The organism is Sphingomonas sp. PL-96, from assembly GCF_020707215.1.
GTDB lineage: Bacteria > Pseudomonadota > Alphaproteobacteria > Sphingomonadales > Sphingomonadaceae > Sphingomonas.
In genome coordinates this window covers 222,828-247,758 of record NZ_JAJFET010000006.1, presented here as the reverse complement: position 1 = coordinate 247,758, position 24,931 = coordinate 222,828, and the positions used below count along the sequence as shown (strand labels likewise).

Genomic DNA, 24,931 nt, shown 5'->3' with positions numbered 1-24,931 from the left:
TCGTCATCGCGCGAGCTGTGCTCGATCGCATTGGCGATGGTCCACAGCACGATCGGCCAGTCGCTGCCGCCGCTGCTACGGCGCGAGCGATAGCGGCGCTGCTGCCGGCTGCCGCCATCGCCGCGACCACGCATCAGCGACAAGAGCACAAACAGCAACACCATGCCCCAGAACACCAGGCCAAAGGGGATGCCCCCGCCCTTGCTCTGCCGGGCGGCGGTGCTGTGGGTGCGGTCATGTTCGTCCGCCGCCGCCTTGGCGCGCGCCTGGGCATCGGCGTCCGGCAGCGACAGCTGCTGGGCGAGCGCGTCCGCGCCCGCGATGATGCCGCCCGGCAGGTCGCCGGCCTTGAACCGCGGCAGGATCGTGCCGTTGACGACCGTGCTCGAAAAGGCGTCGGTCAGCACCGGCTCCAAGCCGTAGCCGACCTCGACGCGCACCTTGCGGTCGCTGGGCGCGACCAGCAGGATCGCGCCATTGTCCGCGTCCTTGAGGCCGACGGCCCAGGCGCGGCCCAGCCGATAGCCGTAATCCTCGATCGGATAGCCCTGCAGGTCCGGCACCGTCGCCACCACCAGCTGGTGGTTGGTCTGCTGCTGGAGCTGCTCGAGCTTCTGGGTAAGTGCCGCCTCCTGCTGCGGCGGCAGGACGTTCGCCGCGTCCACCACCAGGCCGGTGAACTTGGGAAACTCCTGCGCCTGCGCCGCTCCCGCCGGCCCAAGCGCAAGCAGCGTCGCCAGCAGCAATCGGAGCAGCGCCATGACCCGGCTCAGTTGGTGTTGCCGAAGTTGACCGTGGGTGCGGTCTCCGCGCCCGCCTGCGCCTGGAACGGCACCTTGGGCTTGGCGCCGTAGAAGACGCGTGCGCCCACCGCGTCGGGGAAGGTGCGGATGCGGGTGTTATAGGCCTGCACCGCCTCATTATAGTCGCGCCGGGCGATCGAAATGCGGTTCTCGGTGCCTTCCAGCTGGCTCTGCAGCGCCATGAAGTTCTGGTTGGCGGTCAGCTGCGGATAGGCTTCCACCACCGTGCGCAGCTGGCCGAGCGCCTGGGTCAGCTGGTTCTGCGCCTGGCTGAACTTCTCGAACTGCTGCGGGTCCGACAGGTCGTCGGTGGTGATGTTGATCGAGGTCGCGCGCGACCGCGCTTCGGTCACCTTGGTCAGAGTGCCGGACTCATGGGCGGCATAGCCCTTCACCGTCGCGACCAGATTGGGCACCAGATCGGCGCGGCGCTGATACTGGTTCTGCACCTCGCCCCACTTCGCGTTCACATTCTCTTCGGCCGTCGGCACGCTGTTCACCCCGCACGCCGCGAGCAGGCCCGCACCCAGCATCGTCAGCACCGTCCGGAAACGCATCGCTTTCTCCTCAAGCCTTGTCAGAACCGCTTGTAGCGGGGCAGGAACGCTCCGCGAAGGGCAATCGATCAATGAGGCTTGAATGACGCTGCTGCACGAGTTCCGGAAGTTCGTGGCGCGCGGCAACGTGCTCGACCTGGCGGTGGGCGTGATCGTCGGCGCCGCGTTCAGCACCATCACCAAGTCCTTGACCGACGACCTGATCATGCCGGTGATCGGCTGGCTGTTCGGCGGGTTCGACTTTTCCAGCTATTTTCTGAAGTTGGGCCCGATCCCGGCGACATATCGCGGTTCCCCTGACAATTATGCCGCGCTCAAGGCAGCAGGCGTACCGCTGTTCGGCTATGGTCAGTTCGTAAGCGTGGTGATCAACTTCGTGATCCTCGCCTTCATCGTCTTCCTGCTGGTGAAGTTCGTGAACCAAGCGATCGCCGTGGTGCATGAGGAGCAGAAGGCAGGCGTCGCCCCGCCCGCCGCCGATCCTCCCGAGATCGCGCTGTTGCGCGAGATTCGCGACGAGCTGCGCGCGCGCAAGGACGGCGCTGCGACGCCGGCTTCCCCGCCTCCATCATCCTGACGCCGGCGGCACCTTCAGGAGACTGTTCGTGCTGCGCCGGGGCTGAGCTTGTCGCAGGGGCGTAGCGACTTCGCGCATTGGCACCGATGAGAAACGGCGAGAACCGGCTTCATCAGGACTCAAAGTCCGGCAAGCATCGCCGCCCACGCGGCGACCTCCGCAGGCCGCCGCGCGACCACCTCTAGCGTGCCCAAGGCGCCGGTCGCGGGATCGAACTCGATCCGGCCCTCCCACTCGAAGGTCGCGTTGCCGGCGATCGTCACCTCGGCCGCCTCGGTTGCACTGGCCCGCACCATCCCACCGCGGTTGAACACGCGCGTCTCGCAATCGAACGGGATGCGCCCGGTCCGCGCCGCGGCATAGGTCGATGCCGCCATTGCGCTGCCGCAGCTGTTGGTGAGACCAACGCCCCGCTCATAGGTGCGCACGAACAGCGCGGGTGTCGCGTCGCTGCCGCGCACCTCCACGAAGCTGACGTTGCCGCGCGCAGGGAGCAGCGCCGGCGCCGCCTCGCACCAGTCGCCCAGCGCCACCAGCTCCGCCTCGTCGACCTGCTCGACGAAGCTCACCAGATGCGGGTTCGGCATCGCCACCGCGGTAAAGGCGCGGTTGCTCGGCAGGCCGGCGATGGGCGCATCAATCACCTCGCGCTCGGCAATCCGCAGGCCGACATCCGCAGCCACGGTCGACACGGGTCCCACCCGCGTGCGGATGGTGGTGACGCCCGGCGCCAGTTCCGGCTGCACCCGCGCCTCGGCATCGCTGGTCTTGAGCAGCACGCGCGCCTCGGTGATTCCAAGCCGCTCGAACCCCAGCCGCGCGGTGCAGCGCACGCCGTTGAGGCACGTCTCCGCCTCGCTCCCGTCGGAGTTGAACATGCGCATGCCGAACGCACGGGTCGCGTCGCCGCGCGTCAGCAGCAGCAGCCCGTCGCCGCCCACCGGCCCCTTGCGGTCGGCCAGCCCCAGCGCCAGCCGCACCCAGGCGTCCTCCGGCAGATCGAGGTCGCGCGCGTCCACCAGCGGGAAATCATTGCCGGACCCGTGGCATTTGACGAACGCGATCTGCATGGCGGGACACTCCTGATGGACGCCCGCGCATATAGGCCCGCCCACGCGCGCGTCCACGCGATTGCATGCGGACTTGCGCGCACGGCTGTGCCACTATCCCGTCCGTGGACCTGTTGATGACGCTCACCTTCGCCGGCATCGTCGTGGCGATCCTTGCGATGTGGCGCCGTCTGGCGGTCGTGGAGCGTGAGGTCCAACACCTGCGCGCCGAGCTTGCCGAGGCGCAGCGCGCGCCCGCCGAGCCGCCGGCCGCCGCCTGGCCCGTCGCCCCGCCTCCGGTCGAACGCCGCGACGAGCCGGCCGTCGTCCGCCGTCCCGTGGCCACGGCAAGCGTCCCCCCGGTCCCGCGCAAGCCTGTCCCGCCGCCCAGGCCGCGCTTCGAAATGCCGAGCTTCGAGGCACTGGTGGGTGGCCGCCTGCCCGTCTGGGTCGGCGGTGCCGCGCTGGTGCTGGCCGGCGTCTTCCTTGTGCGCCTGTCGATCGAGAGCGGCCTGCTCACACCGGGCATCCGCACCGCGCTCGCGGGGCTGTTCGCGCTGCTGCTGCTCGCCGGCGGGGAGGGTGCGCGCCGCCTGTCCGCCACGCGCGGCGACCCCCGCATCGCCCAGGTGCTCGCCGGTGCCGGCATCGCCAGCGCCTATGCGACGCTCTATCTCGCAGCCGCGCTCTATGACCTGGTGAGCCCGCTCGCCGGCTTTGCGGTCATGCTGGCGATCACCGGCGTGGCGCTGGGGCTGGCGCTGCGCCACGGATCGCCCACTGCCGTCATGGCACTGGCGGGCGGGTTCGCCGCACCGCTGGTGGCCGGCTTCGACGCGGCCGGCATCGCGCCGCTGCTCGTCTATCTGGGCCTGTTCGTGGCGGCGCTGCTGTGGCTGGCGACGGCACGCGACTGGACATGGCTGGCGCTTGCGGCGGGTGCCTGCGCCTTTGGCTGGGCCGGGTTCCTGCTCGCGGCCGTGAGCGCCAGCGAGGTGACCGGCGTCGCCGCCTTCATCGTCGCGCTCGCGCTCGGCGTCACCCTGGCGCTTCCCTCCGCCGGCATCGAGCGCCCGTGGCTGCGCGCGGCGCCGATGGTGGCGGGTCTGGCCCAGCTGCTGATCGCCGCGCCACTGCTCGACTTCGGTCCGCTCGCCTGGGGCTTCTACCTGGTGCTTTCGGCCGCCGCGCTGTTCCTGGCGTGGCGCGATCGCAGGCTGATGCCGGCGCCGCTTGCCGCGCTCGGCCTCGTCCTGGTGCTGATCGGCCTGGGGTTGATGCGCCCCGAACCCGGCGTGTCCCCGACCGCCGCCGTGCTCGCCACGCTGATCTTCGCTGTGCCTGGCCAATGGCTGTCGCGGCAGGGGCGCGGCTGGGCGCTGCTTGGTGTCGTCGGCACCGCCGGCCCTGTGCTCGCGGCCCAGCTTGCCGCAGCGCCGCTGCTCGCGCCGATGGCGTGGTGCTCGGCTGACCTGCTGCTGGCCGGCGCCTGCGGGTGGCTCAGCTGGCGCCACCGCGACCGCATCGACACGCAGGACATCGGCCTCGTCGGCGGTGCGCTCGCCGCCGCGCTGCTGCTCTGGGCCGGGCTCCAGCAGGTCGTGCCCGGCGCGCTGGTCGCGCTGCCGTTGGTCGCCGCCATGGCCGCACTTGCCGGCTGGAGCCGCCACAGCGGCGACACGACGCTTCGCCGGCTGACCCTGCTGCCGCTGCTGGGGCTGCTCCTGCTCGCGCTGATCCCGCTCGGCCAAGTGGGCGAAGCGATCGGCCGCTCGCTCTTGGGCGAGATGCTGCCCTATCGGCTGCTGCCGCCGCTGCGCGACATTCTGCGCTTCCTGGCATTGCCGACTGCGGCGCTGGCCGCGATCCTGTTCACCGACCGCCAGAGCTTTGGCCGCACGCGGAACATTGCCGTCGCCATAGCCGGCGTTGCGGTCCCGCTGCTCGCCTATCTGCTGCTGAAGCAGCCGCTCGCCATCGCCGAGCCGCCCGCCTTTGCCGCCTATGGCTTTATCGAGCGTGCCGTGCTGACCCAGGCGCTGCTCCTCGCCGGCTGGGCGTTGGTCCGCAGCGGCCGCTTCCCGCGCGAGGCGAGCGTGCTGCTTGCGCTCGGCGTCGCGCGCATCCTCTGGTTCGACCTGCTGCTCTTCAACCCGGCTTGGGTGGCGCAGGCGGTCGGCGCCCTTCCGCTGCTCAACGCCGCCACGCTCCACACCGCGCTCGCCGCGGAGATCTTCTGGACGCTCCCGCCCCGGCGCGGCATCCGCCCACTCGCCGCAGCACTCACGCTGCTCGCGCTCGTCGCGACGGTGCGCCAGGCGACGCACGGCAGCGTCATGACTGGCCCGATCGGCACGGGCGAGAACTGGGGCTATTCGGCCGCCATGCTCGGCCTGTCGCTGTTCTGGCTGTGGCGGGGCATCGCCGCCAAGGCGGCAGACCTGCGGCTGCTCGGGCTGCTGCTGCTCACCGCCACGACGCTCAAGGTGTTCCTGATCGACGCCGCCGCGTTGGAGGGCGTGCTGCGCATCCTCTCCTTCCTGGGCCTCGGCTTCGCGTTGATCGGCATCGGCTGGGCCTATCGCCGCTTCCTCACGGAAGCCGGTAGTGCTCCGCCAGCCGATCAAGCGCCAGCGTAAGCACCAGCCGCCCGGCCCGCGCCGGCCAGCCGAGCGCCTTTTCCGCCGCCGGCAGCCCCTCGCCCGCGCACACCACCCGCCACAGCACGTTGGCGAGGCCGGGGCCCGCCGCCGCGATCGCCGCGTCGAAGCGGCGCTTGGCCGACAGCTGGGGGCCGCCGGGCTCCACTGCCTGGGGCGCGCCACGGCTGCCGCCGCGCGGCCCCGCATCCCAGCGCATCGTCACCCTGGGCCCAAGCGACGCGCGCTCATAATCATCGCGCAGCTGCTCACCCGCATCATATTGCCGCGGCGTCACCAGCCCGCGCGCGCGCAGCCACGACAGCGGCGATTCGGCCAGGTTCACCGTCACCCCGCGCCGACCGCGTGCCGGAGGACCGCTCGCCACCCGCTCGCCTTCCATCGCCCGTTCGACCAGTTCGCGCATCGTGCCATCTCCAATCCTGCCGACTCGCTGCTTGCCACAACGGCTTGTTTGTAGGACAGAGACAAACCGATATGGTTTGCGGGAGCCCGACATGATCACCGCCATTCGCGAAGTGCGCCGCGCAAAGGGGCTGACGCTGGAGGAAGTGGCGCAGCGCTGCCGCCCCACCACCACCGCTCAGACGATCGGCCGATTGGAGACGGGCACGCGCACCGTCTCCATCGGCTGGCTCAACCGCATCGCCGAGGCGCTGGGCGTCGACACCGCCGATCTGGTGAAACTGCCCGACCGTCCCGATGTCGCCGTCGCCGCCGTGCTGGACGCGAGCGGCGCCACCGCGCCTCGCCGCCCCGCCACGGTCGCCGCCCCGCGCATCGATCCTAGCCTGGTCGCCGTCACCGTCTCCGGCAGCGTCGGCGACTATCGCAGCGGCGACGAGATCTGGTGCGCGCGCCTCGCCCCCGACGCGTTCGGCAGCGCGCTCAACCGCGACGTGCTGGTGCCGCGCCCCGCCGGCCGCTTTGTCTTCGGCCGGTTGCTGGCCGCAGAGGGCGGCACGCTGCAACTGCTCCCACCCGGGGCCGACGGTCGCCCGCAAAGCGTCGCGGATCCGGCCTGGATCGCCATGGCCGTGCGCCTCGTGCGGACGCTGTGATGCAAGCCGGAAATGCAGCCGCGGGCAACCGTCCTGCGATGGCGCAGGCCCCCGCGACATGGTAACCGGTTCCATGCCCGCATCGGCCGCCGCCTCCGCCCGAGAGATCCTCACCCGCCTCCACGACGTCATGGCGTCGCGCGCGCCTGCGCAGGCCAAGCTCAACAGCGTGGTCAACATCATCGGGCAGACGCTCGATAGCGAGGTCTGCTCGATCTATCTCCTGCGCGAGGGGCTGTTCGAGCTGTTCGCCACCATGGGCCTTGCCGAAGAGGCGGTGCACGTCACAAAGCTGGCGCCGGGCGAAGGCCTGGTCGGCACCATCGCCGCCAATGTCGAGACGCTGAACCTTGCCGAGGCAGCGTCTCATCCGGATTTCGCCTACCGCCCGGAAACGGGGGAAGAGCGCTTCCACAGCTTTGCCGGCGTACCGATCATTCGGCGCGAACGCGCGGTGGGCGTGCTCGCGGTCCAGCATACCGAGCCGCGCCGCTACGACGGCGTCGAGATCGAGGCGCTGCAGACCGTCGCGATGGTGCTGTCGGAATTGATCGCCAACGCCGACCTGATCGACGCCACCGGCCCCTCCGCCACGAGCCGCCCGCAGGCGACCGGCACCGCCCGCGTCAACGGCTTCAAGCTGGTCGAGGGCATGGGCGCCGGCGTCGCCGTCTTCCACCAGCCGCGCATCACCGTCGAGCATACGGTCGCCGAGGATACCGAGGCCGAGCGCCACCGCGTGTACGCCGCGTTCGACAAGATGCGCGAGCAGATCGACCGCATCACCAGCCAGGCCGAGTTCGGGGTTGGTGGCGAGCATGAAGAGGTCATCGCGACCTACAAGATGTTCGCCTATGACGAGGGCTGGTCGCGCCGCATCAACGAGGCGATCGATTCCGGCCTGACCGCAGAGGCCGCGATCGAGCGCGTCCAGCAGCGCACCCGCATGCGCATGCGCGAGATCGCCGACCCGCTGCTTGCCGATCGCATGCACGACCTGGAGGATCTCTCCAACCGGCTGCTGCGCATCGTCTCCGGCCAGCTCGGCACCGCCGCCCAGCTGGGCCTGCGCCAGGACACGATCCTGATCGCGCGCAACCTGGGTCCGGCCGAGCTTCTCGAATATGACCGCCGGCGCCTCAAGGGCGTGGTGCTGGAGGAGGGTTCGCTCACCGCGCACGTGACCATCGTCGCGCGCGCGATGGGCGTGCCGGTGCTCGGCCGGGTGCGCGATGTGCGCCGCCTGATTTCCGAGGGCGACCGGCTGCTGCTCAACGCCGCCGAAGACTATTGCGTCATCCGCCCGACCAGCGACCTGGAGGAGGCATTCGACGCCAAGCTGCTCTATTCGCAGCGCCGCCGCGCCGCCTTTGCGGCACTGCGCAGCGAGCCGCCGGTTACCCGCGACGGAGATCGGATCACCCTGCTGGTCAACGCGGGCCTGCGTGACGATGCCGCCGCGCTCGACCTGACGGGCGCGGACGGCATCGGCTTGTTCCGCACCGAATTCCAGTTCCTGGTCTCCTCCACCCTGCCCTCGCGCGAGCGCCAGCAGCGGCTGTACCGCGAGGTGCTCGATGTCGCGGGCGACCGCCCGGTCGTGTTCCGCACCGTCGACATCGGCGGCGACAAGGCGCTGCCCTATCTGGCGACCGGCGACCATGAGGAGGAGAACCCGGCGATGGGCTGGCGGGCGCTGCGCCTGGCGCTGACCCGCGAGGGGCTGATGAAGGCGCAGGCGCGCGCGCTGATCGAGGCGGCGGCCGGCCGGACGCTGCGGGTCATGTTCCCGATGGTGTCCGAGCCCTGGGAGTTCGAGCAGGCGCGTGCGCTGTTCGAACGCCAGCGCGACTGGGTCGCCTCGCGCGGGCGCAAGCTGCCGCTCGAGATCCTCTATGGCGCGATGCTCGAGGTGCCGGCGCTGGCCGAAACGCTCGACATCCTGTTCCCGCGGCTCGACTTCCTGTCGATCGGCACCAATGACCTGACGCAGTTCCTGTTTGCCGCCGATCGCGCGCATCCCCAGCTGGCGCTGCGCTACGACTGGCTGAGCCCCGCGATCTTGCGCTTCCTGCGCCGCGTCGTGCGTGCGACGCGCGAGGCCAACATTCCCGTCACCGTATGCGGCGAGATGGGCGGGCGCTCGCTGGAGGCGATGGCGCTGCTGGGCCTTGGCATCGACCGGCTGTCGATCACGCCGGCCGCGGTCGGCCCGATCAAGGCGATGATCCACTCGCTCGATCGCGCTGCCATCACCGCGCAGATGGAGACGCTGCTCACCCGCCCCCCGGCGGACATGCGGGCGACGCTGAGCGCCTGGGCAGCGGACAATGGGGTTGAACTGGCGTGAAACGGCGGCAGAAGCGCCTGTGTCGCCGTTGACACAGGTTGGCGGCTGTCGGAAACCTCCCGCAGACGCGGGGCTAACATGAATGTATTTTTCCCCGCATGGAGATCGGAATGGGTGAGGGCGAGGGCACCGTTGATCGGGCCCCGGGAGCATTGAAGGCCGGTGATCGGTTGCGGCAGGCGCGTGAGGCACAGGGCCTCGACCTTGCCGAAGTGGCGGCGCGCACCCGGATCCCGCAGCGGCATCTGGAGGCGATCGAGACGTCCGACTTCTCCCAGCTCCCCTCCGCCACCTATGCGATGGGGTTCGGCCGCTCCTATGCACGCGCGGTCGGCGTGGACGAGGTGGCATTGGCGCGCGATCTGCGCCGTGAACTCGACGTCAACTACCAGCGCCGTGAGCCCAAGCCCGATCTTCAGCCGCACGCCCCGCCCCGCCTGCCCTCGCGCGGTCTTGCGAACGGCGGACTGATCGCGGGCGGAATCATCCTGCTGCTGCTCGCGATCTGGTTCGGCACCAGCCTGCTTCGCGGCGACGACACGCCACCGGCCCAGCCGGCGACGGCAGCAAGCGAGCTTGGCGTCATGCCGGTACCGACCGCCTCGCCGGCCACCCCTGCCGAGGCTCCCGTCACCGGCAGCCAGGTGACGCTGGCGGCCACCGACGAGGTCTGGGTGCGCATCTACGACGCCGCGGGCAAGACGCTGATGCAGAAGACCATGACGGCGGGCGAGCGCTATGACGTTCCGCTGGACGCCAACGGCCCGATGATCAACGTCGGCCGGCCGGACAAGCTGGCGGTCACCATCAACGGTTCGTCGGTGGCGCCGCTGGGCACCGGCGCGCGCCCGATCAAGGACATCGGCATCAGCGCCCAGGCGCTCCGCGCCCGCGACGGCGGTGCCATGCCCGCACCGGCTCCGGACGCAGCCGCAGGCGCGGTGCCGCCGGCGGCACCGCAGGGCTGACCGTCTTGCGCGCGCGGGGCTGGTTTCCGCGCGCTTAAGGCTGGCGACAGCTTCGCCGGGCCATTAGGGTCCCCCTATCTTCCAATTCCCACCGGGGGGTGACGACATGCGTATCCTCATGACGCTTCCGCTTCTCGCCGCCGGCCTTGCGGTTTCGGTTCCCGCCACTGCGCAGACCGCGGTCGAAGGCCGAGTGAACAAGCTCGAGCGCGAGATGCGCGCCGTGCAGCGCAAGGTGTTCCCGAACGGCGCGCTTGCCCAGGTCGAGCCGCAGATCACCGCGCCGCAGACGCCGCTGGAAGCGCCCGGCTCGCCCGCGGGCAGCCCGATCGCGAACCTGGAATCCCGCGTCGCCGCACTGGAATCGCAGCAGATGACGCTCACCGGCCAGGTCGAGCAGGCACAATATAAGCTGCGCCAGCTGGAAGAAGCGTTCGAGGCCTATCGCCGCGCCACCGACGGCCGGCTCTCCGCCGTCGAGGGTGGCGGCGCCGCAGCAGCACCCGCTGCAGGCGGCGGAGAAGGAGCGGAAGAGGCGCCCCCCGCCCCCGTTCGCGGTCCCGGCAACGGCGGTGGCACGCTGAAGGCGCCCGGCGAAACGGCCGATAATGCGTCGACCCCTGCGGCTGCGGCCGCGGCCGGCAGCGTCGCCAAGCCGGCGCCCAGCGGCGATCCGGCTGAGGACGCTTATGTCTATGGCTTCCGCCTGTGGCAGGCCAAGCGCTATGGCGAGGCGGTTACCCAGCTCAAGACCGTGGTCGACAAATATCCCAAGCACCGCCGTGCCAGCTGGGCGCAGAACCTGATCGGCCGTTCCTATCTGGACGACGGCAAGCCCAGTCTCGCCTCGATTGCCCTGTACGACAATTACAAGAAGATGCCCGAAGGCGAGCGTGCGCCAGACAGCCTCTTCTATCTTGCCGAGGCACTGGTGCAGCTCAAGAAGCCCAAGGACGCGTGCCAGGTCTATGCCGAGCTGTCCGAAGCCTATGGAGATCGCATCGCGGCCAGCATGAAGGCGGACATCCAGCGTGGACGCACCGCCGCCAAGTGCAGCTGATCCGGTGACCCTTGATCCGGCGGCGGTCGCGCGGTTCGCGCACGACCTCGCCGCCGCGATCGGCACGCCGGAGGGGCCGGTCGCGCTTGCCGTTTCGGGCGGCGCGGATTCGATGGCGATGCTGGCGCTGGCCCATGCCGCCCTTCCCGGCCGCGTGCACGCCGCCACCGTCGACCACCGCCTGCGCGCCGACGCCGCGGAGGAAGCCGCGATGGTCGCCCGCTGGTGCGCCACCGTCGGCATCCCCCACACGACCCTGCGCCCCGATCGTCCGCCGGCAGGCGCCAGCATCCAGGCTCAGGCGCGCCAGCTGCGTTACGACCTGCTCGGGCATTGGGCACTGGCACAGGGTGCGACAGCGCTGCTCACCGCCCATCACGCCGACGATCAGGCCGAGACGTTTCTGATGCGTGCCGTCCGCGGATCCGGGCCTGCGGGCCTGGCGGGCATCCGCGCCCGCTGGATCTGGCACGCCCCGCGCTGGCGCGGCGACGGCGAAGCGGCAGGACCTGGCCTTCCGGTCGTCCGCCCCTTGCTGGGCTGGCGGCGCGCGACCCTGCGCACGCTTGCGAAGGGTGCCAGACTGCCGTTCGTCGATGATCCCGCCAACGTCGACCCGCGCCACGACCGTACCGGCTTTCGCGGCTTGCTTGGCGGAGCCCCGCTGCTGGACGTCGACGGCCTCGCCCGCGCTGCCCGCCATTGCGCGGAGAGCGACGCCGCCCTGGTCGAGACCGTCGCCTGGCTGGAGCGCAGCCGCACGCTGCCGGCTCCAGCGGGCGAGTGCGCTTTCGACATGGCCGACCTCCCGCGTGAGCTTCGCCGGCGACTCGTGCGCCGTGCGATCGCCCGCGTTCGCGACCTGGCGGCCGAGGCGGAAGGCAGCTGGTCCGATGCCGCCAATATCGAACCACTGCTCGACGCGCTCGAAGCAGGCTCCGGCGCTACCCGGGCAGGCGTCGCCGCCTCGGCACGCGGGGGCCGGTGGCATTTCCAACTCGCGCCGCCGCGTCGATCACCCTGATCGAGGATGTTCCATTGCCATTCATCCCCCGCAGCCTATCTTGCAGGGACGAAGAGGTACGCGCTTTCATGAACGACAACGACAAGCAGCCCGGCCCCGACAACGGCGGCAACGGCAATCCCTGGATGAAGAGCCTGCTGATCTGGGTCGGCATCCTCATGGGGTTGGCGCTGTTCGTCTCGCTGTTCCCCAGCAGCGGCGGGCAGAACGCCGGCACGTCGATCCCCTATTCGGCGTTCCTCGACCGCGTCGAGGAAGGCTCGGTCAAGGACGTCAACGTCGCGGCGAACGTCATCACCGGCACCCAGTCCAACGGCGAGAAGTTCCGCACCTATGCGATGAACGACCCGCAGCTGACCGAGCGCCTGCGCAAGGCGGGCGTCAGCATCACCGCGCGTCCGGAGGAAGGCCCGTCGATCTGGCAGTACATGCTGGTCCAGGCGCTTCCCTTCCTGCTGTTCCTTGGCATCGCCTTCTTCGTGGTGCGCCAGATGCAGAAGGGCGGCGGCGCCAACGGCGCGATGGGCTTTGGCAAGTCGCGTGCGCGCATGCTGACGCAGAAGGAAGGCAAGGTCACCTTCGACGACGTCGCCGGCATCGACGAGGCGCGCGAGGAGCTGGAGGAGATCGTCGAGTTCCTGAAGGACCCGACCAAGTTCGCGCGGCTGGGCGGCAAGATCCCCAAGGGCGCGCTGCTGGTCGGCTCGCCCGGCACCGGCAAGACGCTGCTCGCCCGCGCCATCGCGGGTGAGGCGGGCGTGCCCTTCTTCACCATCTCCGGCTCGGACTTCGTCGAGATGTTCGTGGGCGTCGGCGCCAGCCGCGTGCGCGACATGTTCGAACAGGCCAAGAAGTCGGCGCCGTGCATCGTCTTCATTGACGAGATCGACGCCGTCGGTCGCCACCGCGGCGCGGGTCTCGGCAACGGCAACGACGAGCGCGAGCAGACGCTCAACCAGCTGCTGGTCGAGATGGACGGCTTCGAGGCGAACGAGGGCATCATCATCATCGCGGCGACCAACCGCCCCGACGTGCTCGACCCAGCGCTGCTGCGTCCGGGCCGCTTCGACCGTCAGGTCGTGGTGCCCCGCCCCGACATCGAGGGCCGCATCAAGATCCTGCAGGTCCACATGAAGAAGGTGCCGCTGGCACCCGACGTCGACGCCCGCACCATCGCGCGCGGCACGCCGGGCTTCTCGGGCGCGGACCTCGCCAACCTCGTCAACGAGGCGGCGCTGATGGCCGCGCGCAAGGGCAAGCGCCTGGTCGCCAACCTCGAGTTCGAGGAGGCCAAGGACAAGGTCATGATGGGTGCCGAGCGGCGCTCCATGGTGATGACCGACGACGAGAAGCGCATGACCGCCTATCACGAGGCCGGCCACGCCATCGTCTCGATCCACGAGCCGGCGTCCGACCCGATCCACAAGGCGACGATCATCCCGCGCGGCCGTGCGCTGGGCATGGTGATGCGCCTGCCGGAGCGCGACAGCTACAGCTATCATCGCGACAAGATGTACGCGAACCTGGCCGTGGCGATGGGCGGCCGCATCGCCGAGGAGATCATCTTCGGCTATGACAAGGTGTCCTCGGGCGCCTCGGGCGACATCCAGCAGGCGACGAGCCTCGCGCGCGACATGGTCACCCGCTGGGGCATGTCGGACGCCGTCGGCCCGGTCGAATATGCCGAACCGCAGGGCGAGAGCTTCCTTGGCTATTCGCAGTCGGCCCCGGCCCGCATGTCGAACAAGACCGCGGAACTGATCGACAGCGAGATCAAGCGCATCGTCGAAGGCGGCCTCACCCGCGCCCGCGACGTGCTGACCGAGCATGTCGACCAGCTCCACACGCTGGCCGGTGCGCTGCTCGAGTATGAGACGCTGAGCGGCGACGAGATCAAGCGCCTGATCGCCGGCGAGGACCTCGGCCGACCGACCGACGGCCCGACCCGCCCGGTGGTCGCCGCCGGCACCTCGATCCCCAAGACCCGGCGCCCGCAAGGCCCCTTCGGCCAGCCGAGCCCCGCCGGCGCCTGATCCGGTCCGGCACGAACAGAAAACCCCTCCGCGACACCCTCGCGGAGGGGTTTTTCTTTGCCTGCGGCTCCTGTGGAACTGGCTCGTAAACCCAAACGGCCGCTTCTGGATCTAGCGCTGAACGTCGGCTCGTAGGTGGTAAGCGGACTTTCAGCGGGCGGCGATCTAAGTGCAGCCATCATTTACGCTCACGTGATGAGCGTTTTGGCCCTTAGCGATCGCTTGCCGCTCTGCGGGTCGCGGATGAGGACACAGGCGAGGCTACACGCCTCGCTCGTTGCTCCGGCTCAAACCTGTGCCAGTCGTCTTCAGTGGGCAGGTCGGGACCGGGAGCGAAACGCCTGGTCGCGTTCAGCACCAGCAGCTTCACGCGGTCATAGTGCGGGCTACAGTTCCCGATGCCAGAGGTGATACGTGCGCCGCGCACCCGCTCGAACGCCGCCGGGGCACCGTCTAGACATTGATCGTCGTCCCCCGGCCAACCATCAGTGAGGCGGTCGAGGTCAGCTACCAGCCGCTGATAGACCGGCGACGGAATACGAAACTCACGGCTGGAAGCGGTTCGGCTCTCGTTGGTCTTGTCGATCACGATCAGCACACCGCTGGCGTATGGCGCTCCCGAGGGTAGCGAGACTGCGAGGGCATAGTCGCTCGTGCCGAACGACGGCATCGCGACGAAGCGCAGGCCGTCGCCGTGGAGGGTTCGCAGCGGCGGCAGCTTCGCGAACAACTCGACGGCGGGGCCGCGCACATACGGCTCGCCATCTTTCCGAAGCGGAGTCTCCTGAGTGCGACTACGCTCGACCAGATTGGCGCTCAACTCGCGGTGCCGGAGCCACTCCCGCCCGAGGACAGAACTGACGATGCCAAATTCGATGACGATGATTGCAGTCGTTAGATAGCCCAGCCGGTGAAGCCAGATCAGCCAACGAGAAGTCTTCTTCGCCATACTCGTTATCCCCCGGTCTCCCGATGCGGACGTTACGCTTCGATGTGACATGCGCAGCTCTCAGCGGCACAATGAAGGAAAAGAACCCGTTCAAAAGCTAACAGATTGAAGGCGCTGAATGTCGGTTACCGGGCGATTACCGCCCGTCCGCTTTGACGACTCTACGACCTAGCCGTGCTCCTGCGCAGGCAGGAGCCCAGGGCCTCGACCGCTGCCGTCACCGTATTCCCCACCTCCTGCCGCCGCCCTCGCAGCAGCGCCGCCTCACCCCATCACCCCGAGCACCACCAGCAGCGACACGAAAATAGACAGCACCAGCGTCGTTACGAACAGCAGCGCCACCGTCCGCCAAGCAGCACTGAACGTGCGCAGCCGGTATGCCCCTTTCAGCTGCGCGAACATGTGGATCGGCGGCACCAGCAGCAGCCACGCATCCAGCCACGACAGCAGCGGCGAAAGGCTGCACAGCGCCATGACCACGAACAGCAGGTTCATGAAGCTGATCGAGTAGATCACGAAGATCGCGTGGTCGTACATGCGATACTGCCGGCGCCAGGCGAACAGCATCCACATGAACGGCAGCGACAGGGGGATCAACGCCCAGCTGTATTTATAGCTGCTCGACTTGATCTTGTAGAGCAGCAGCTCCGGGTTCTGCAGCTTGTGGCCGAGCTTCTTGTAGCCGTTGCCCTCCAGCTGCACGCCCAGCCGGCGCAGCATCGCGGGAATGCCGCTATGCCCCTGCGCGACGGCAAGCTCCTGCTCCGTCGCATAGCGTTCGATCTGCAGCGTGCGCGCCGCCTCTCCCCTGGCATCGCCGCGGGCGATCGCGCGATCGAGCTCCGCGATGCGGGCCTGCAGGCGCTCGGCATCCCCGGCATCCACCTTGACGATGTGCGCCGGGAACGTCTCGTTCTGCATCCAGCTGCCCACACCAGCCCAGCCGAACACCGCGAACATCAGGAACATGGTGAAGAGGAACAGCGCCAGCGGGGACACGAACCGCGCCCGCTCGCCCTCCACATAGCGGCGGGTGAGCGCGCCCGGACGCGTGACCAGCATCGGCAGCGTGTCCCAGATCTTGCCCTCGAAGTGGAACACGCCGTGCAGCAGGTCGTGGCCGACCGAATGCAACGTCCGATGGATATGCCCCGCCTGGCCGCAGCGGTGGCAATGCGCCCCGATCAGCGCGGTCCCGCAGTTCAGGCACAGCCCGTGCGCGTGGCCCCCCAGGTGCGCGGGCGGGTGCGCCCGGCCCTCACCCGCGCTCGGCTCGATCGCGCGCGCGACCAGCCCCCCGGCGACGACGTCGCCCCCTGTTTCGACTTCCCCCATGCTCGGAAGGCTATCACGTCCGCCAGGGCTGTCGAGGGGCTTTGGGGGGCGCGCGCGGACATGCTAGCGTGACGCATATGTCCGCCGAACTCGCCTCCGCCGCCTTGCCCGAAGATCCCGTCGCCCTGGTGCGTGCGATGGGCACCCGCGCCCGCACCGCCGCCCGGACGCTCGCGGCGCTGCCGACGGAAACCCGAGCCGCCGCCCTGCGCGCCGCCGCCGCCGCGATCCGCGCCGACGCGTCCACGATCCTCGCCGCCAACGCGCGTGACGTCACGGCCGGCGAGGCGCGCGGGTTGAGCGCCGCGCTGCTCGACCGCCTTCGCCTCGACCCGGCGCGCCTCGAAGGCGCGGCTGCCGGCGTGGAGGCGATCGCCGGCCTGCCCGATCCGGTCGGCGCGCTGGTGTCGGAGGATCGCCGCCCCAACGGGCTGGTGCTGCGCCGCGTGCGCGTGCCGATCGGCGTCATCGGCATCATCTATGAAAGCCGCCCCAACGTCACCGCCGATGCGGGCGCGCTGTGCGTCATGGCCGGCAATGCCGCCATCCTGCGCGGCGGGTCGGAAGCGATCGAGAGCAACCGCGCGCTCCATGCGGCCATGCAGCGCGGGTTCGTCGCCGGTGGCGTGCCGGCCGATGCGATCCAGCTGGTCCCCACCACCGATCGCGCCGCCGTGGGCGCAATGCTCGCCGCCGAGGGCCTGATCGACATGGTCGTGCCGCGCGGCGGCAAGAGCCTGGTCGCGCGCGTCCAGGCGGAGGCGCGCGTGCCCGTGCTCGCCCACCTGGACGGCATCAACCACAGCTATGTCGACGGCGCCGCCGACCCGACGATGGCGCAGGCGCTGGTGGTCAACGCCAAGCTCCGCCGCACCGGCATCTGCGGCGCGACCGAGACGCTGCTGATCGACCACGGCTTTGCCGATCCCGCGCCGCTGCTCGCGGCCCTGCTCGACGCTGGCTGCGAATTGCGCGGCGACGCCGACGTGCAGGCGATCGACCCACGCGTGCGCCCGGTGGCGGACGAGGACTGGGACACCGAATATCTCGACGCGATCCTGTCGGTGAAACGGGTCAACGGCGTGGAAGGCGCACTGGCCCATATCGCCCGCCACAGCTCCGGCCACACCGATGCGATCGTGACGGAGGACGCGGCCACGGCCGAACGCTTCCTCAACGGGGTCGATTCGGCGATCGTGATGTGGAACGCCTCCACCCAGTTTGCCGATGGCGGCGAGTTCGGCTTGGGCGGGGAGATCGGCATCTCCACCGGCCGGCTCCACGCGCGCGGCCCCGTCGCGCTCGAAGGGCTCACCACCTATAAATGGACCGTCACCGGCACCGGCCAGACCCGCCCCTGACGCGACCTTTTCCCAGGACGCAACAGTCCCGTCAGTTCTGCCGTATCCATGCGCAGACAGGGATCCAGGGCGAAGCAGCGCAACCGCCGTTAGCGCGCGAAACACTGGCTCCTGCCTCCGCAGGAGCACGGCGCGGGATTAGGTCCTGCCCTGACGCGGAGCTTTTTCGTACCGATCGGTTGCACGGGCGAAATGGCCTCCCCATCTGCCGGGCGCGCGTCGCTCAGGAGGCTCCATGCATTACAACCAGCTCGGCCGTACCGGCCTGTTCGTGTCCGAACTCTGCCTCGGCACCATGACCTTCGGTGGAGAGGGCATGTTCAAGGCGGTCGGCCAGGTGCAGCAGGCGGATGCCGACGCATTGCTGCGCACCGCGGTCGATGCCGGCGTCAACTTCATCGATACCGCCAACGTCTATTCCAACGGCCTGTCGGAGGAGATCACCGGCCAGGCGATCCGCAACCTGGGGCTGCGGCGTGAAGATGTGGTGCTCGCCACCAAGGCATTCGGGCCGATGGGTCCGGGCCACAATGACCGCGGCGCCTCGCGCGGGCACCTGCTCGATCAAGTCAAGGCCAGCCTCAAGCGGCTCGGCACCGATCATATCGACCTCTACCAGATCCACGGCTGGGATTCGGTGACTCCGATCGAGGAGACGCTGCGCGCGCTCGACGATCTCGTGACACAGGGTCATGTCCGCTATGTCGGTGTGTCCAACTGGGCGGCGTGGCAGATCGCCAAGGCGCTCGGCATCTCCGAGCGCCGCGGCTTTGCCCGGTTCGAGACGGTGCAGTCCTACTACACCCTTGCCGGCCGCGACCTGGAGCGCGAGCTTGCGCCGATGATGGAGTCCGAAGGGCTCGGCCTGATGGTGTGGAGCCCGCTTGCCGGCGGCTATCTCTCGGGCAAGTACCGCGCCGGCGGCGGAGATGGCGACGCGCGTCGTACCAACTTCAACTTCCCGCCGGTCGACCAGACCCGCGGCGAGGCGGTGCTCTCCGCCATCGACCCGATTGCAGAAGCGCATGGCGTGTCGGTCGCCCGCATCGCGCTCGCCTGGCTGCTCCACCAGAAGGTCGTGACCAGCGTCATCGTCGGCGCCAAGCGGGTCGACCAGCTGGAGGACAACCTCGCCGCAGTCGACGTCCAGCTCACCCCGGACCAGCTCGCGTCCTTGGACGCGGCGAGCAAGCTGGCGCCAGAATATCCAGGCTGGATGATCGAACGTCAGGCCGAATACCGCGCACCGGCGCTCGCGGCGGCCCGCAAGCGCTAACCCCCGCCCCGAGCAAAACCGTATCCCTGCGCAGGCAGGGATCCAGGGCCAAGCAGAACAACGACCGGTGCGCGCGGAACCCTGGGCTCCTGCCTGCGCAGGAGCACGGCGCGCGCAAACGGGGGTGGCCCGCGCTGCCGCACCCCCGAACATGCTTCGTACCCCGGCGAAGGCCGGGGTCCAGGAGAAGGCGGCTGCGTGGCACGCCGAACAGCAGTCACCGCAACCGGACCCCGGCCTTCGCCGGGTACCGCACGTGGTGCGACCCGATTCCCACCACAGCACCCACGCCGTTGCACCCGCGGCGCAACACTGGCATCGCCAGGCCATGTCCCGCATCGGCCTTCTCGGCGGCTCCTTCAATCCAGCGCATCGCGGCCACCGCGGCATCTCCTTGCAAGCAATCCGCGCGCTGGAGCTCGACGCGCTGTGGTGGCTGGTGTCGCCGGGCAATCCGCTCAAGGACCACGCGACCGACATGGCGCCCTTCGCCGCGCGCCTGGCGTCCGCCACCCGCATGGCACGCCACTCGCGCATTCGCGCTACCGATATCGAGCGGCGGCTGGGCACGCGCTACACCCTCGACACGCTGCGCAAGCTCCGCGCGCGCTTCCCCGATCACGACTTCATCTGGGTGATGGGCGCCGACAATCTCGCCCAGTTCCATCGCTGGCGCGGGTGGCGCGAAATCGCGCGCACCATGCCGATTGCGGTTGTCGCGCGTCCGGGGTATGATCGACGAGCCCGCGCAAGTGTCGCGATGGGCTGGCTGCGGCGCCATGCGCGGCCCGCAGGCCAGGCGAAACGATGGACGAATTGGAGTTTGCCGGCACTTGTGTTGCTGCGCTTCCGCCCCGATCCGACCTCGGCGACCGGCATCCGGGCCGCCGATCCCGCCTGGCACCGGCACCCGACGCCGAACCACATCCCCACGCGCACGGCCATGAAAGGCTAGGAGACAAGTTGCCCAACCCCTCTTCCGCACGCGAAGGCGGTACCGACGACGTCGAGGCGCTCCACCGCCTCGTCCTCACCTCGCTGGATGACGATCAGGCGGTGGAAACCGTTTCGATCCCGCTCGCCGGCAAGTCCAGCATCGCCGACTATATGGTCGTCGCCTCCGGCCGTTCGAGCCGTCAGGTCGCCTCCATGGCCACCAAGATCGCCGACAAGGTGAAGGCCGAGTTCGGCCGCAGCCCGCGCGTCGAAGGCCTGCCGACCGCCGACTGGGTGCTGATCGACGCGGGCGACGTGATCGTCCACCTGTTCCGCCCGGAGGTCCGCACCTTCTACAATCTGGAGCGGATGTGGGCGTTCGGCGACACGCCGACGATGGGGTCAACCGGCAACCCGCCCGCCTCCGCCTGACCTTTCGCGCCCGTGCTGCTGCATATCGTCGCGCGCGGGCGCATCGGGCGCAGTCCCGAAGCGGAGCTGGTGGACCGCTATCTCAAACGCGTCACCTGGCCGACCCGCGTTACCGAGCTGCCCGACAAGGGCGGCAAAGTGCCGCCGCGCGAACCCGGCACCCGCATCGTCATGCTCGACGAAACCGGCCGTGACATGCCGTCCCGCCAATTCGCACAGATCCTGGGGAACTGGCGCGACGACGGGGTGCGCGAGGCGCGGTTCCTGATCGGCGCCGCCGACGGCTTCGACGATGCCGACCGGCGCGAGGCCGACCTGCTGATTTCGTTCGGCCGTCTTACCTGGCCGCACATGATGGCCCGCGCCATGCTTGCCGAGCAGCTGTGGCGCGCCGCCAGCATCCTTTCCAACCACCCCTATCATCGCGAGGGCTGATGCGCCGCGGCGGAACCGTCGCGGCGGCCCTGCTCGCGCTCGCCGCCGGCGTGGCCATGCTGGGCGTCGCCGCCGGAGTTGCCGCCCCCTCCCCGCTCGACGCCCCGCGCGAGCGGCTGCGTGTGGCGAAGCTGGAGGCAGACCGTGCGGAAGCGCGGGCGCAGGCGCTTGAACGCCAGGCCGCGGCCGCGCTGACCGCCGCCGATCGCGCCGCCGCGCAGCAGCGCCGCATGGCCGCGCGAATCGAGGCAGCCGAGGCCGAGCATCGCGCTGCCGAAGCCCGCGTCGCGCTGGTCGGCCGCCTGCTTGCCGAGCGCCGCGACGAGCTTGCCCGCCGCCGCGACCCGATCGTGCGGCTGATGGCAGCGCTCCAGTCGCTCGCCAGGCGTCCTGCGGTGGCGGCCGTCGCCCAGCCCGGCTCCACCGCCGACGCCGTCCACGTCCGTGCCGTGCTCGCAACCGTCCTGCCCGCCGTCCGCCAGCGCACCGGCGCGATCCGGGCGGAAGTGACAGAGGTGCAGCGCACCCGCCATCAGGCAGCGCTTGCCCTCCAGGCGCTCGGCACCAGCCGCCGCCGCCTGGAGGACGAACGCCTGCAGCTGGTGCGGGTGGAGGCGCAGCAACGGCTGCGGTCGCGAGACCTCGGCCGCATCGCGCTCGTCGAATCGGACCGCGCGATCGCGCTTGGCGAACGTGCCCGCGACATCGTCGACCAGATGGAGGAGAGCGAGGTTGCCGCCGTCACCGCGCACCAGCTGGAAACGCTGTCCGGCCCGCTGCTGCGCCCCGGCTCCGACGCCACGCCCTTCCACCGCTCGCCCTACCGCCTGCCGGTCGCCGGCCGCGTCGTCACGGGCTTTGGCGAAATCTCCGACGCCGGCGTACGCGCCCGCGGGCTGACGCTTGCGGTGGAGCCCGGCGCCCGCATCGTCGCCCCGCTCCCCGGACGCGTGCTCCTTGCTCGCAGCTTCCGCAGCTATGGCACCATCCTCCTGATCGACCATGGCGACGGCTGGACCACGCTGATCACCGGGCTCAGCCGCGCCAGCGTCGCGCGGGGCACGAACGTCGCCGCCGGTACGCCGCTCGGCATTGCGCCAGGCGGAGACGCGCCCCGGATCACCATCGAACTGCGCCGCCACGGCGAGGCGATCGACCTCGCCACCATGCTCGGCTGAGGCCACGCCCAGAGTTCCTTTTACGCAGCCTCGCTTTGACGCTATTCCGGTGCAGCATGTCCGTTCATAAGGTTCCCCGCATGGTTCGCCCGTTCCTTCAGGCCACTGCGATCGTGGGCGCGCTGGCGCTGGTTCCGATCGCCAACGGCGCGATGGCGCAGGTCGACAGTGACAGTTACCGCGAGCTCGACACCTTCATGGATGTCTATAATCGCGTGCGTGCCTCCTATGTCGACAAGGTCGACGACAAGGTGCTGGTGAAGGGGGCGATCCAGGGCATGCTCGCGGCGCTCGACCCGCACAGCTCCTATGTCGACGCGCTCGATTTCGACAACATGCGCATCGCGACCGAAGGCAATTACGGCGGCCTGGGCCTGACCGTCACCATGATCGACGGCGCGATCAAGGTCATCGCCCCGACCGAGGACACGCCGGCGGCACGCGCAGGTATCAAGGCCGGCGACTATATCACGCACATCGACGGCAAGCTGATCTACGGCGGCTCGCTGGACGAGGCGATTTCGCAGATGCGCGGACCCGCCAATACCAAGGTCACGCTGACGCTGGTCCGCCCGGGCCAGGAAAAGCCGATCACCGCTACCATGACGCGCGAGATCATCGTCCAGAAGCCCGTGAAGTGGGAGGTGAAGGACGGCATCGGCATCATCAACATCAACACGTTCTCCGCCCAGACCGGCGCCGACACCCGCGCCGCGGTCGCCGCGATCGACAAGGCGCTCGGCCACAAGCCGCTGGGCTATATCGTCGACCTGCGCGAGAACGGTGGCGGCCTGCTGAACGAGGCGATCGAGGTTTCCGACGTGTTCCTCGACCATGGCGAGATCGTCTCGCAGCGCGGCCGCGAGAAGACCGACATCGAACGCTATTATGCCGAGGCCGGCGACCTGACCCAGGGCCTGCCGATCATCGTGCTGGTCGATGCGGGCACGGCATCCGCGTCCGAGATCGTCGCGGGCGCGCTTCAGGACCATCACCGCGCGATCGTCATGGGCGAGCGGACCTTCGGCAAGGGCTCCGTCCAGACGCTGCTGCCGCTCGGGCCGGAGACGGCGCTGCGCCTCACCACCGCGCGCTACTACACGCCCTCGGGCCGCTCGGTGCAGGAGGGCGGCATCGAGCCCGACCTGAAGGTGCCGCAGATCTCCGACCCCGATTACAAGGACCGGCCGGTGTTCCGCGAGGCGGACCTGCGCCGCCACCTCATCAACGAAGCCAAGGTCGATAATTCGGTGCTGGAGGACGACGGCAAGCCCGATCCCCGTTTCACCGAGAGCGCCGAGGCGCTCAAGAAGCGCGGCATCGAGGACTTCCAGCTCCACTACGCCCTCCAGACGCTCGGCCGCCTGGGCCCTGCGCCGCGGGCGGTGGCGACGGCGACGCCGGCCCGGAAGCGTTGATGCGCGGCGGCAATCTTCAGGCGGCGCGCTGGCTCGCGCTGCTCGTCCCCGTGGCGTTGATGGCGGGCGCGCTCGGGTCGCAATATCTCGGCGGGCTCTACCCATGCGAGATGTGCCACTGGCAGCGCTGGCCGCATTATGCCGCCATCGTGCTGGCGCTGCTGAGCTTCGTGGCACCTCGCACCTCCGCGCGGGTCGCACTGGTGGTGCTCGCCGGCGTCGCCATTGCGATCAGCGGCGGCGTCGGCGTCTTTCACGCCGGCGTCGAATATGGGTGGTGGCAGGGCATCACCGGCTGCGCGACGCCGTTCTCGGGCAGCGGTGGCGACATGCTCGACGCGATCATGAAGGCGCCGGTGATCCGCTGCGACGTGCCGCAATGGACGCTGGCCGGAATTTCGCTCGCCGGGTTCAACGCGATCTTTTCGCTCGCCGGTGCGTTGGCAATCTTTGTGCTGGCAGGAAAACGCGCATGAAGCGATGGCGACCCGGCGACCGGCGGGAACCGGTCTCGCAGATGATCCGCGTGGATCAGGCGGGCGAATTTGGCGCGACGCGCATCTATGCGGGGCAGCTCGCCGTGATGGGCGATCGCACGCCGCTCGCGCGCGAGATCGTCGGCATGGCCAAGCAGGAGGAACGCCACCGCGCCTGGTTCGACGGCATGATCGCCGAGCGCGGCGTCCGCCCGACCCTGCTCCAGCCGTTCTGGAGCGTCGCCGGCTTTGCGCTGGGCGCGGTCACTGCCGCGATCGGCCCGGAGGCGGCAATGGCCTGCACCGCGGCGGTCGAGACCGAGATCGACAAGCATTACGACCAGCAGCTCGTTGAACTTCGCGATGAGGAACCGGAGCTGTCGGCCGCGGTGCTGGAGTTCCAGGCCGAGGAGCTGGAGCACAAGGAAGCCGCGCTTGCCCATGGCGCCGAACAGGCGATCGGCTATCCGGTGCTGTCGGCCGTGATCCGGCTCGGCTGCCGGGTGGCAATCGCCGCATCGAAACGCATATGAGATGTGCCGCGTTGTGACGGCGGCAACAGGAGAACGACCGATGGCGAAGTGGATGGTGATGGCGGCGATCGGGCTGGGTGCGCCGGTGCTGGGCCTGTCCGCCCCCGCGGTCGCGCAGAATGCCGCGCAGAACGGCGTGCTGGTCATCTATGGCAACGACAAATGCCCGACCAACGCCAATGGCGAGGAAATCGTCGTCTGCGTGCGCCGCGGCGAGGAAGAGCGGTTCCGCATTCCCAAGGAGCTGCGCACCACCGAGGCCTCGCCCGACCAGCAGAGCTGGGCCGTGCGCCAGCAGTCGGGGCTTGAGGCGGGCGCCACCGGCGTCGGCAGCTGCAGCACCGTGGGCGCCAGCGGCCAGTCGGGCTGCTTTGTCCAGAACGCCAACCGTTGGAAGGCGGAGCGCCGCGCCGCCAAGGCTCAGGCAGAGGCTGACGCGCCTTAAGCGGCGTCCAACCCG

The 24,931-nt window shown here is 69.6% G+C and carries 24 protein-coding genes; 18 read left to right on the top strand and 6 right to left on the bottom strand.

Features of this window, described 5'->3' with window-relative positions:
• On the bottom strand, positions 1-761 hold a 761-nt coding region (locus tag LK533_RS12845), incomplete at its 3' end, for a TPM domain-containing protein (protein WP_229363407.1).
• An 8-nt stretch (positions 762-769) separates the two neighbouring features.
• Positions 770-1,360, bottom strand: a complete 591-nt coding sequence (locus LK533_RS12840; protein WP_229363406.1) for a LemA family protein — start codon at positions 1,358-1,360, stop codon at positions 770-772.
• Positions 1,361-1,442: 82 nt separating this feature from the next.
• Here LK533_RS12840 and mscL point away from each other — a divergent pair, with 82 nt between their 5' ends.
• A complete protein-coding gene (mscL, locus tag LK533_RS12835; RefSeq protein ID WP_229363405.1) occupies positions 1,443-1,937 on the top strand; it encodes a large conductance mechanosensitive channel protein MscL in 495 nt (164 codons plus the stop codon).
• Positions 1,938-2,056: 119 nt separating this feature from the next.
• Here mscL and dapF read toward each other — a convergent pair whose 3' ends face one another.
• On the bottom strand, positions 2,057-3,007 hold the full coding sequence (gene dapF, locus LK533_RS12830) for a diaminopimelate epimerase (protein ID WP_229363404.1): 951 nt from the start codon (positions 3,005-3,007) through the stop codon (positions 2,057-2,059).
• A 116-nt stretch (positions 3,008-3,123) separates the two neighbouring features.
• Between dapF and LK533_RS12825 the strand changes: the two genes are divergently transcribed.
• Positions 3,124-5,625, top strand: a complete 2,502-nt coding sequence (locus LK533_RS12825; protein ID WP_229363403.1) for a DUF2339 domain-containing protein — start codon at positions 3,124-3,126, stop codon at positions 5,623-5,625.
• Here the strand turns inward: LK533_RS12825 and LK533_RS12820 are convergent.
• The gene (locus LK533_RS12820) at positions 5,579-6,052 is read right to left on the bottom strand and encodes a DUF6456 domain-containing protein (protein ID WP_229363402.1); all 474 of its coding nucleotides are present in this window, start codon (positions 6,050-6,052) and stop codon (positions 5,579-5,581) included. The two genes, LK533_RS12825 and LK533_RS12820, sit on opposite strands and share 47 nt — an antisense overlap.
• Positions 6,053-6,143: 91 nt before the next feature.
• Between LK533_RS12820 and LK533_RS12815 the strand changes: the two genes are divergently transcribed.
• The 6 genes from LK533_RS12815 (at position 6,144) to ftsH (ending at position 14,142) form a co-directional block, all read left to right on the top strand.
• Positions 6,144-6,707 (top strand): helix-turn-helix domain-containing protein, encoded by a 564-nt coding sequence (locus tag LK533_RS12815; protein ID WP_229363401.1) that lies wholly within the window; start codon positions 6,144-6,146, stop codon positions 6,705-6,707.
• Between the two features lie 73 nt (positions 6,708-6,780).
• On the top strand, positions 6,781-9,057 hold the full coding sequence (gene ptsP, locus LK533_RS12810) for a phosphoenolpyruvate--protein phosphotransferase (protein WP_229363400.1): 2,277 nt from the start codon (positions 6,781-6,783) through the stop codon (positions 9,055-9,057).
• A 110-nt stretch (positions 9,058-9,167) separates the two neighbouring features.
• Positions 9,168-10,025, top strand: a complete 858-nt coding sequence (locus LK533_RS12805) for a helix-turn-helix domain-containing protein (protein ID WP_229363399.1) — start codon at positions 9,168-9,170, stop codon at positions 10,023-10,025.
• Between the two features lie 106 nt (positions 10,026-10,131).
• A complete protein-coding gene (locus LK533_RS12800; RefSeq protein ID WP_229363397.1) occupies positions 10,132-11,085 on the top strand; it encodes a tetratricopeptide repeat protein in 954 nt (317 codons plus the stop codon).
• Between the two features lie 4 nt (positions 11,086-11,089).
• A complete protein-coding gene (tilS, locus tag LK533_RS12795) occupies positions 11,090-12,109 on the top strand; it encodes a tRNA lysidine(34) synthetase TilS (RefSeq protein ID WP_229363396.1) in 1,020 nt (339 codons plus the stop codon).
• Positions 12,110-12,177: 68 nt separating this feature from the next.
• A complete protein-coding gene (ftsH, locus tag LK533_RS12790) occupies positions 12,178-14,142 on the top strand; it encodes an ATP-dependent zinc metalloprotease FtsH (protein WP_229363395.1) in 1,965 nt (654 codons plus the stop codon).
• A 211-nt stretch (positions 14,143-14,353) separates the two neighbouring features.
• Here ftsH and LK533_RS12785 read toward each other — a convergent pair whose 3' ends face one another.
• Positions 14,354-15,091, bottom strand: coding sequence for a hypothetical protein (locus tag LK533_RS12785; RefSeq protein ID WP_229363393.1), 738 nt, complete (start codon positions 15,089-15,091; stop codon positions 14,354-14,356).
• 264 nt (positions 15,092-15,355) lie between these two features.
• Positions 15,356-16,426, bottom strand: coding sequence for a DUF3667 domain-containing protein (locus LK533_RS12780; RefSeq protein ID WP_229363391.1), 1,071 nt, complete (start codon positions 16,424-16,426; stop codon positions 15,356-15,358).
• 77 nt (positions 16,427-16,503) lie between these two features.
• Between LK533_RS12780 and LK533_RS12775 the strand changes: the two genes are divergently transcribed.
• The 10 genes from LK533_RS12775 (at position 16,504) to LK533_RS12730 (ending at position 24,916) form a co-directional block, all read left to right on the top strand.
• The gene (locus LK533_RS12775) at positions 16,504-17,787 is read left to right on the top strand and encodes a glutamate-5-semialdehyde dehydrogenase (RefSeq protein ID WP_229363430.1); all 1,284 of its coding nucleotides are present in this window, start codon (positions 16,504-16,506) and stop codon (positions 17,785-17,787) included.
• Between the two features lie 235 nt (positions 17,788-18,022).
• A complete protein-coding gene (locus LK533_RS12770) occupies positions 18,023-19,063 on the top strand; it encodes an aldo/keto reductase (RefSeq protein ID WP_229363390.1) in 1,041 nt (346 codons plus the stop codon).
• A 259-nt stretch (positions 19,064-19,322) separates the two neighbouring features.
• Positions 19,323-20,018, top strand: a complete 696-nt coding sequence (locus LK533_RS12765; protein ID WP_324255300.1) for a nicotinate-nucleotide adenylyltransferase — start codon at positions 19,323-19,325, stop codon at positions 20,016-20,018.
• Positions 20,019-20,026: 8 nt separating this feature from the next.
• A complete protein-coding gene (rsfS, locus tag LK533_RS12760; protein WP_229363386.1) occupies positions 20,027-20,431 on the top strand; it encodes a ribosome silencing factor in 405 nt (134 codons plus the stop codon).
• A 12-nt stretch (positions 20,432-20,443) separates the two neighbouring features.
• Positions 20,444-20,866 (top strand): 23S rRNA (pseudouridine(1915)-N(3))-methyltransferase RlmH, encoded by a 423-nt coding sequence (locus LK533_RS12755; RefSeq protein ID WP_125959063.1) that lies wholly within the window; start codon positions 20,444-20,446, stop codon positions 20,864-20,866.
• Positions 20,866-22,044, top strand: coding sequence for a murein hydrolase activator EnvC family protein (locus tag LK533_RS12750; RefSeq protein ID WP_229363385.1), 1,179 nt, complete (start codon positions 20,866-20,868; stop codon positions 22,042-22,044). Before LK533_RS12755 ends, LK533_RS12750 begins: the two co-directional genes overlap by 1 nt.
• Positions 22,045-22,124: 80 nt before the next feature.
• On the top strand, positions 22,125-23,462 hold the full coding sequence (locus tag LK533_RS12745; RefSeq protein WP_229363384.1) for a S41 family peptidase: 1,338 nt from the start codon (positions 22,125-22,127) through the stop codon (positions 23,460-23,462).
• Positions 23,462-23,938: a disulfide bond formation protein B gene (locus LK533_RS12740; RefSeq protein ID WP_229363383.1), complete on the top strand. Its 477-nt coding sequence runs from the start codon at positions 23,462-23,464 to the stop codon at positions 23,936-23,938. Before LK533_RS12745 ends, LK533_RS12740 begins: the two co-directional genes overlap by 1 nt.
• Positions 23,935-24,471 (top strand): demethoxyubiquinone hydroxylase family protein, encoded by a 537-nt coding sequence (locus LK533_RS12735; protein ID WP_229363381.1) that lies wholly within the window; start codon positions 23,935-23,937, stop codon positions 24,469-24,471. Before LK533_RS12740 ends, LK533_RS12735 begins: the two co-directional genes overlap by 4 nt.
• 40 nt (positions 24,472-24,511) lie before the next feature.
• On the top strand, positions 24,512-24,916 hold the full coding sequence (locus tag LK533_RS12730) for a hypothetical protein (protein WP_229363380.1): 405 nt from the start codon (positions 24,512-24,514) through the stop codon (positions 24,914-24,916).
• Positions 24,917-24,931: the final 15 nt, after the last annotated feature.

Coding starts and splice junctions, on each gene's coding strand:
- LK533_RS12815 (WP_229363401.1), top strand. CDS start 6,144: ATGATCACCGCCATTCGCGAAGTGCGCCGCGCAAAGGGGCTGACGCTG.
- LK533_RS12740 (WP_229363383.1), top strand. CDS start 23,462: ATGCGCGGCGGCAATCTTCAGGCGGCGCGCTGGCTCGCGCTGCTCGTC.
- LK533_RS12820 (WP_229363402.1), bottom strand. CDS start 6,052: ATGCGCGAACTGGTCGAACGGGCGATGGAAGGCGAGCGGGTGGCGAGC.
- LK533_RS12775 (WP_229363430.1), top strand. CDS start 16,504: ATGTCCGCCGAACTCGCCTCCGCCGCCTTGCCCGAAGATCCCGTCGCC.
- LK533_RS12785 (WP_229363393.1), bottom strand. CDS start 15,091: ATGGCGAAGAAGACTTCTCGTTGGCTGATCTGGCTTCACCGGCTGGGC.
- LK533_RS12735 (WP_229363381.1), top strand. CDS start 23,935: ATGAAGCGATGGCGACCCGGCGACCGGCGGGAACCGGTCTCGCAGATG.
- mscL (WP_229363405.1), top strand. CDS start 1,443: ATGACGCTGCTGCACGAGTTCCGGAAGTTCGTGGCGCGCGGCAACGTG.
- LK533_RS12840 (WP_229363406.1), bottom strand. CDS start 1,360: ATGCGTTTCCGGACGGTGCTGACGATGCTGGGTGCGGGCCTGCTCGCG.
- LK533_RS12745 (WP_229363384.1), top strand. CDS start 22,125: ATGGTTCGCCCGTTCCTTCAGGCCACTGCGATCGTGGGCGCGCTGGCG.
- LK533_RS12825 (WP_229363403.1), top strand. CDS start 3,124: ATGACGCTCACCTTCGCCGGCATCGTCGTGGCGATCCTTGCGATGTGG.
- LK533_RS12750 (WP_229363385.1), top strand. CDS start 20,866: ATGCGCCGCGGCGGAACCGTCGCGGCGGCCCTGCTCGCGCTCGCCGCC.
- dapF (WP_229363404.1), bottom strand. CDS start 3,007: ATGCAGATCGCGTTCGTCAAATGCCACGGGTCCGGCAATGATTTCCCG.
- LK533_RS12780 (WP_229363391.1), bottom strand. CDS start 16,426: ATGGGGGAAGTCGAAACAGGGGGCGACGTCGTCGCCGGGGGGCTGGTC.
- LK533_RS12805 (WP_229363399.1), top strand. CDS start 9,168: ATGGGTGAGGGCGAGGGCACCGTTGATCGGGCCCCGGGAGCATTGAAG.
- LK533_RS12800 (WP_229363397.1), top strand. CDS start 10,132: ATGCGTATCCTCATGACGCTTCCGCTTCTCGCCGCCGGCCTTGCGGTT.
- LK533_RS12730 (WP_229363380.1), top strand. CDS start 24,512: ATGGCGAAGTGGATGGTGATGGCGGCGATCGGGCTGGGTGCGCCGGTG.
- ftsH (WP_229363395.1), top strand. CDS start 12,178: ATGAACGACAACGACAAGCAGCCCGGCCCCGACAACGGCGGCAACGGC.
- LK533_RS12770 (WP_229363390.1), top strand. CDS start 18,023: ATGCATTACAACCAGCTCGGCCGTACCGGCCTGTTCGTGTCCGAACTC.
- ptsP (WP_229363400.1), top strand. CDS start 6,781: ATGCCCGCATCGGCCGCCGCCTCCGCCCGAGAGATCCTCACCCGCCTC.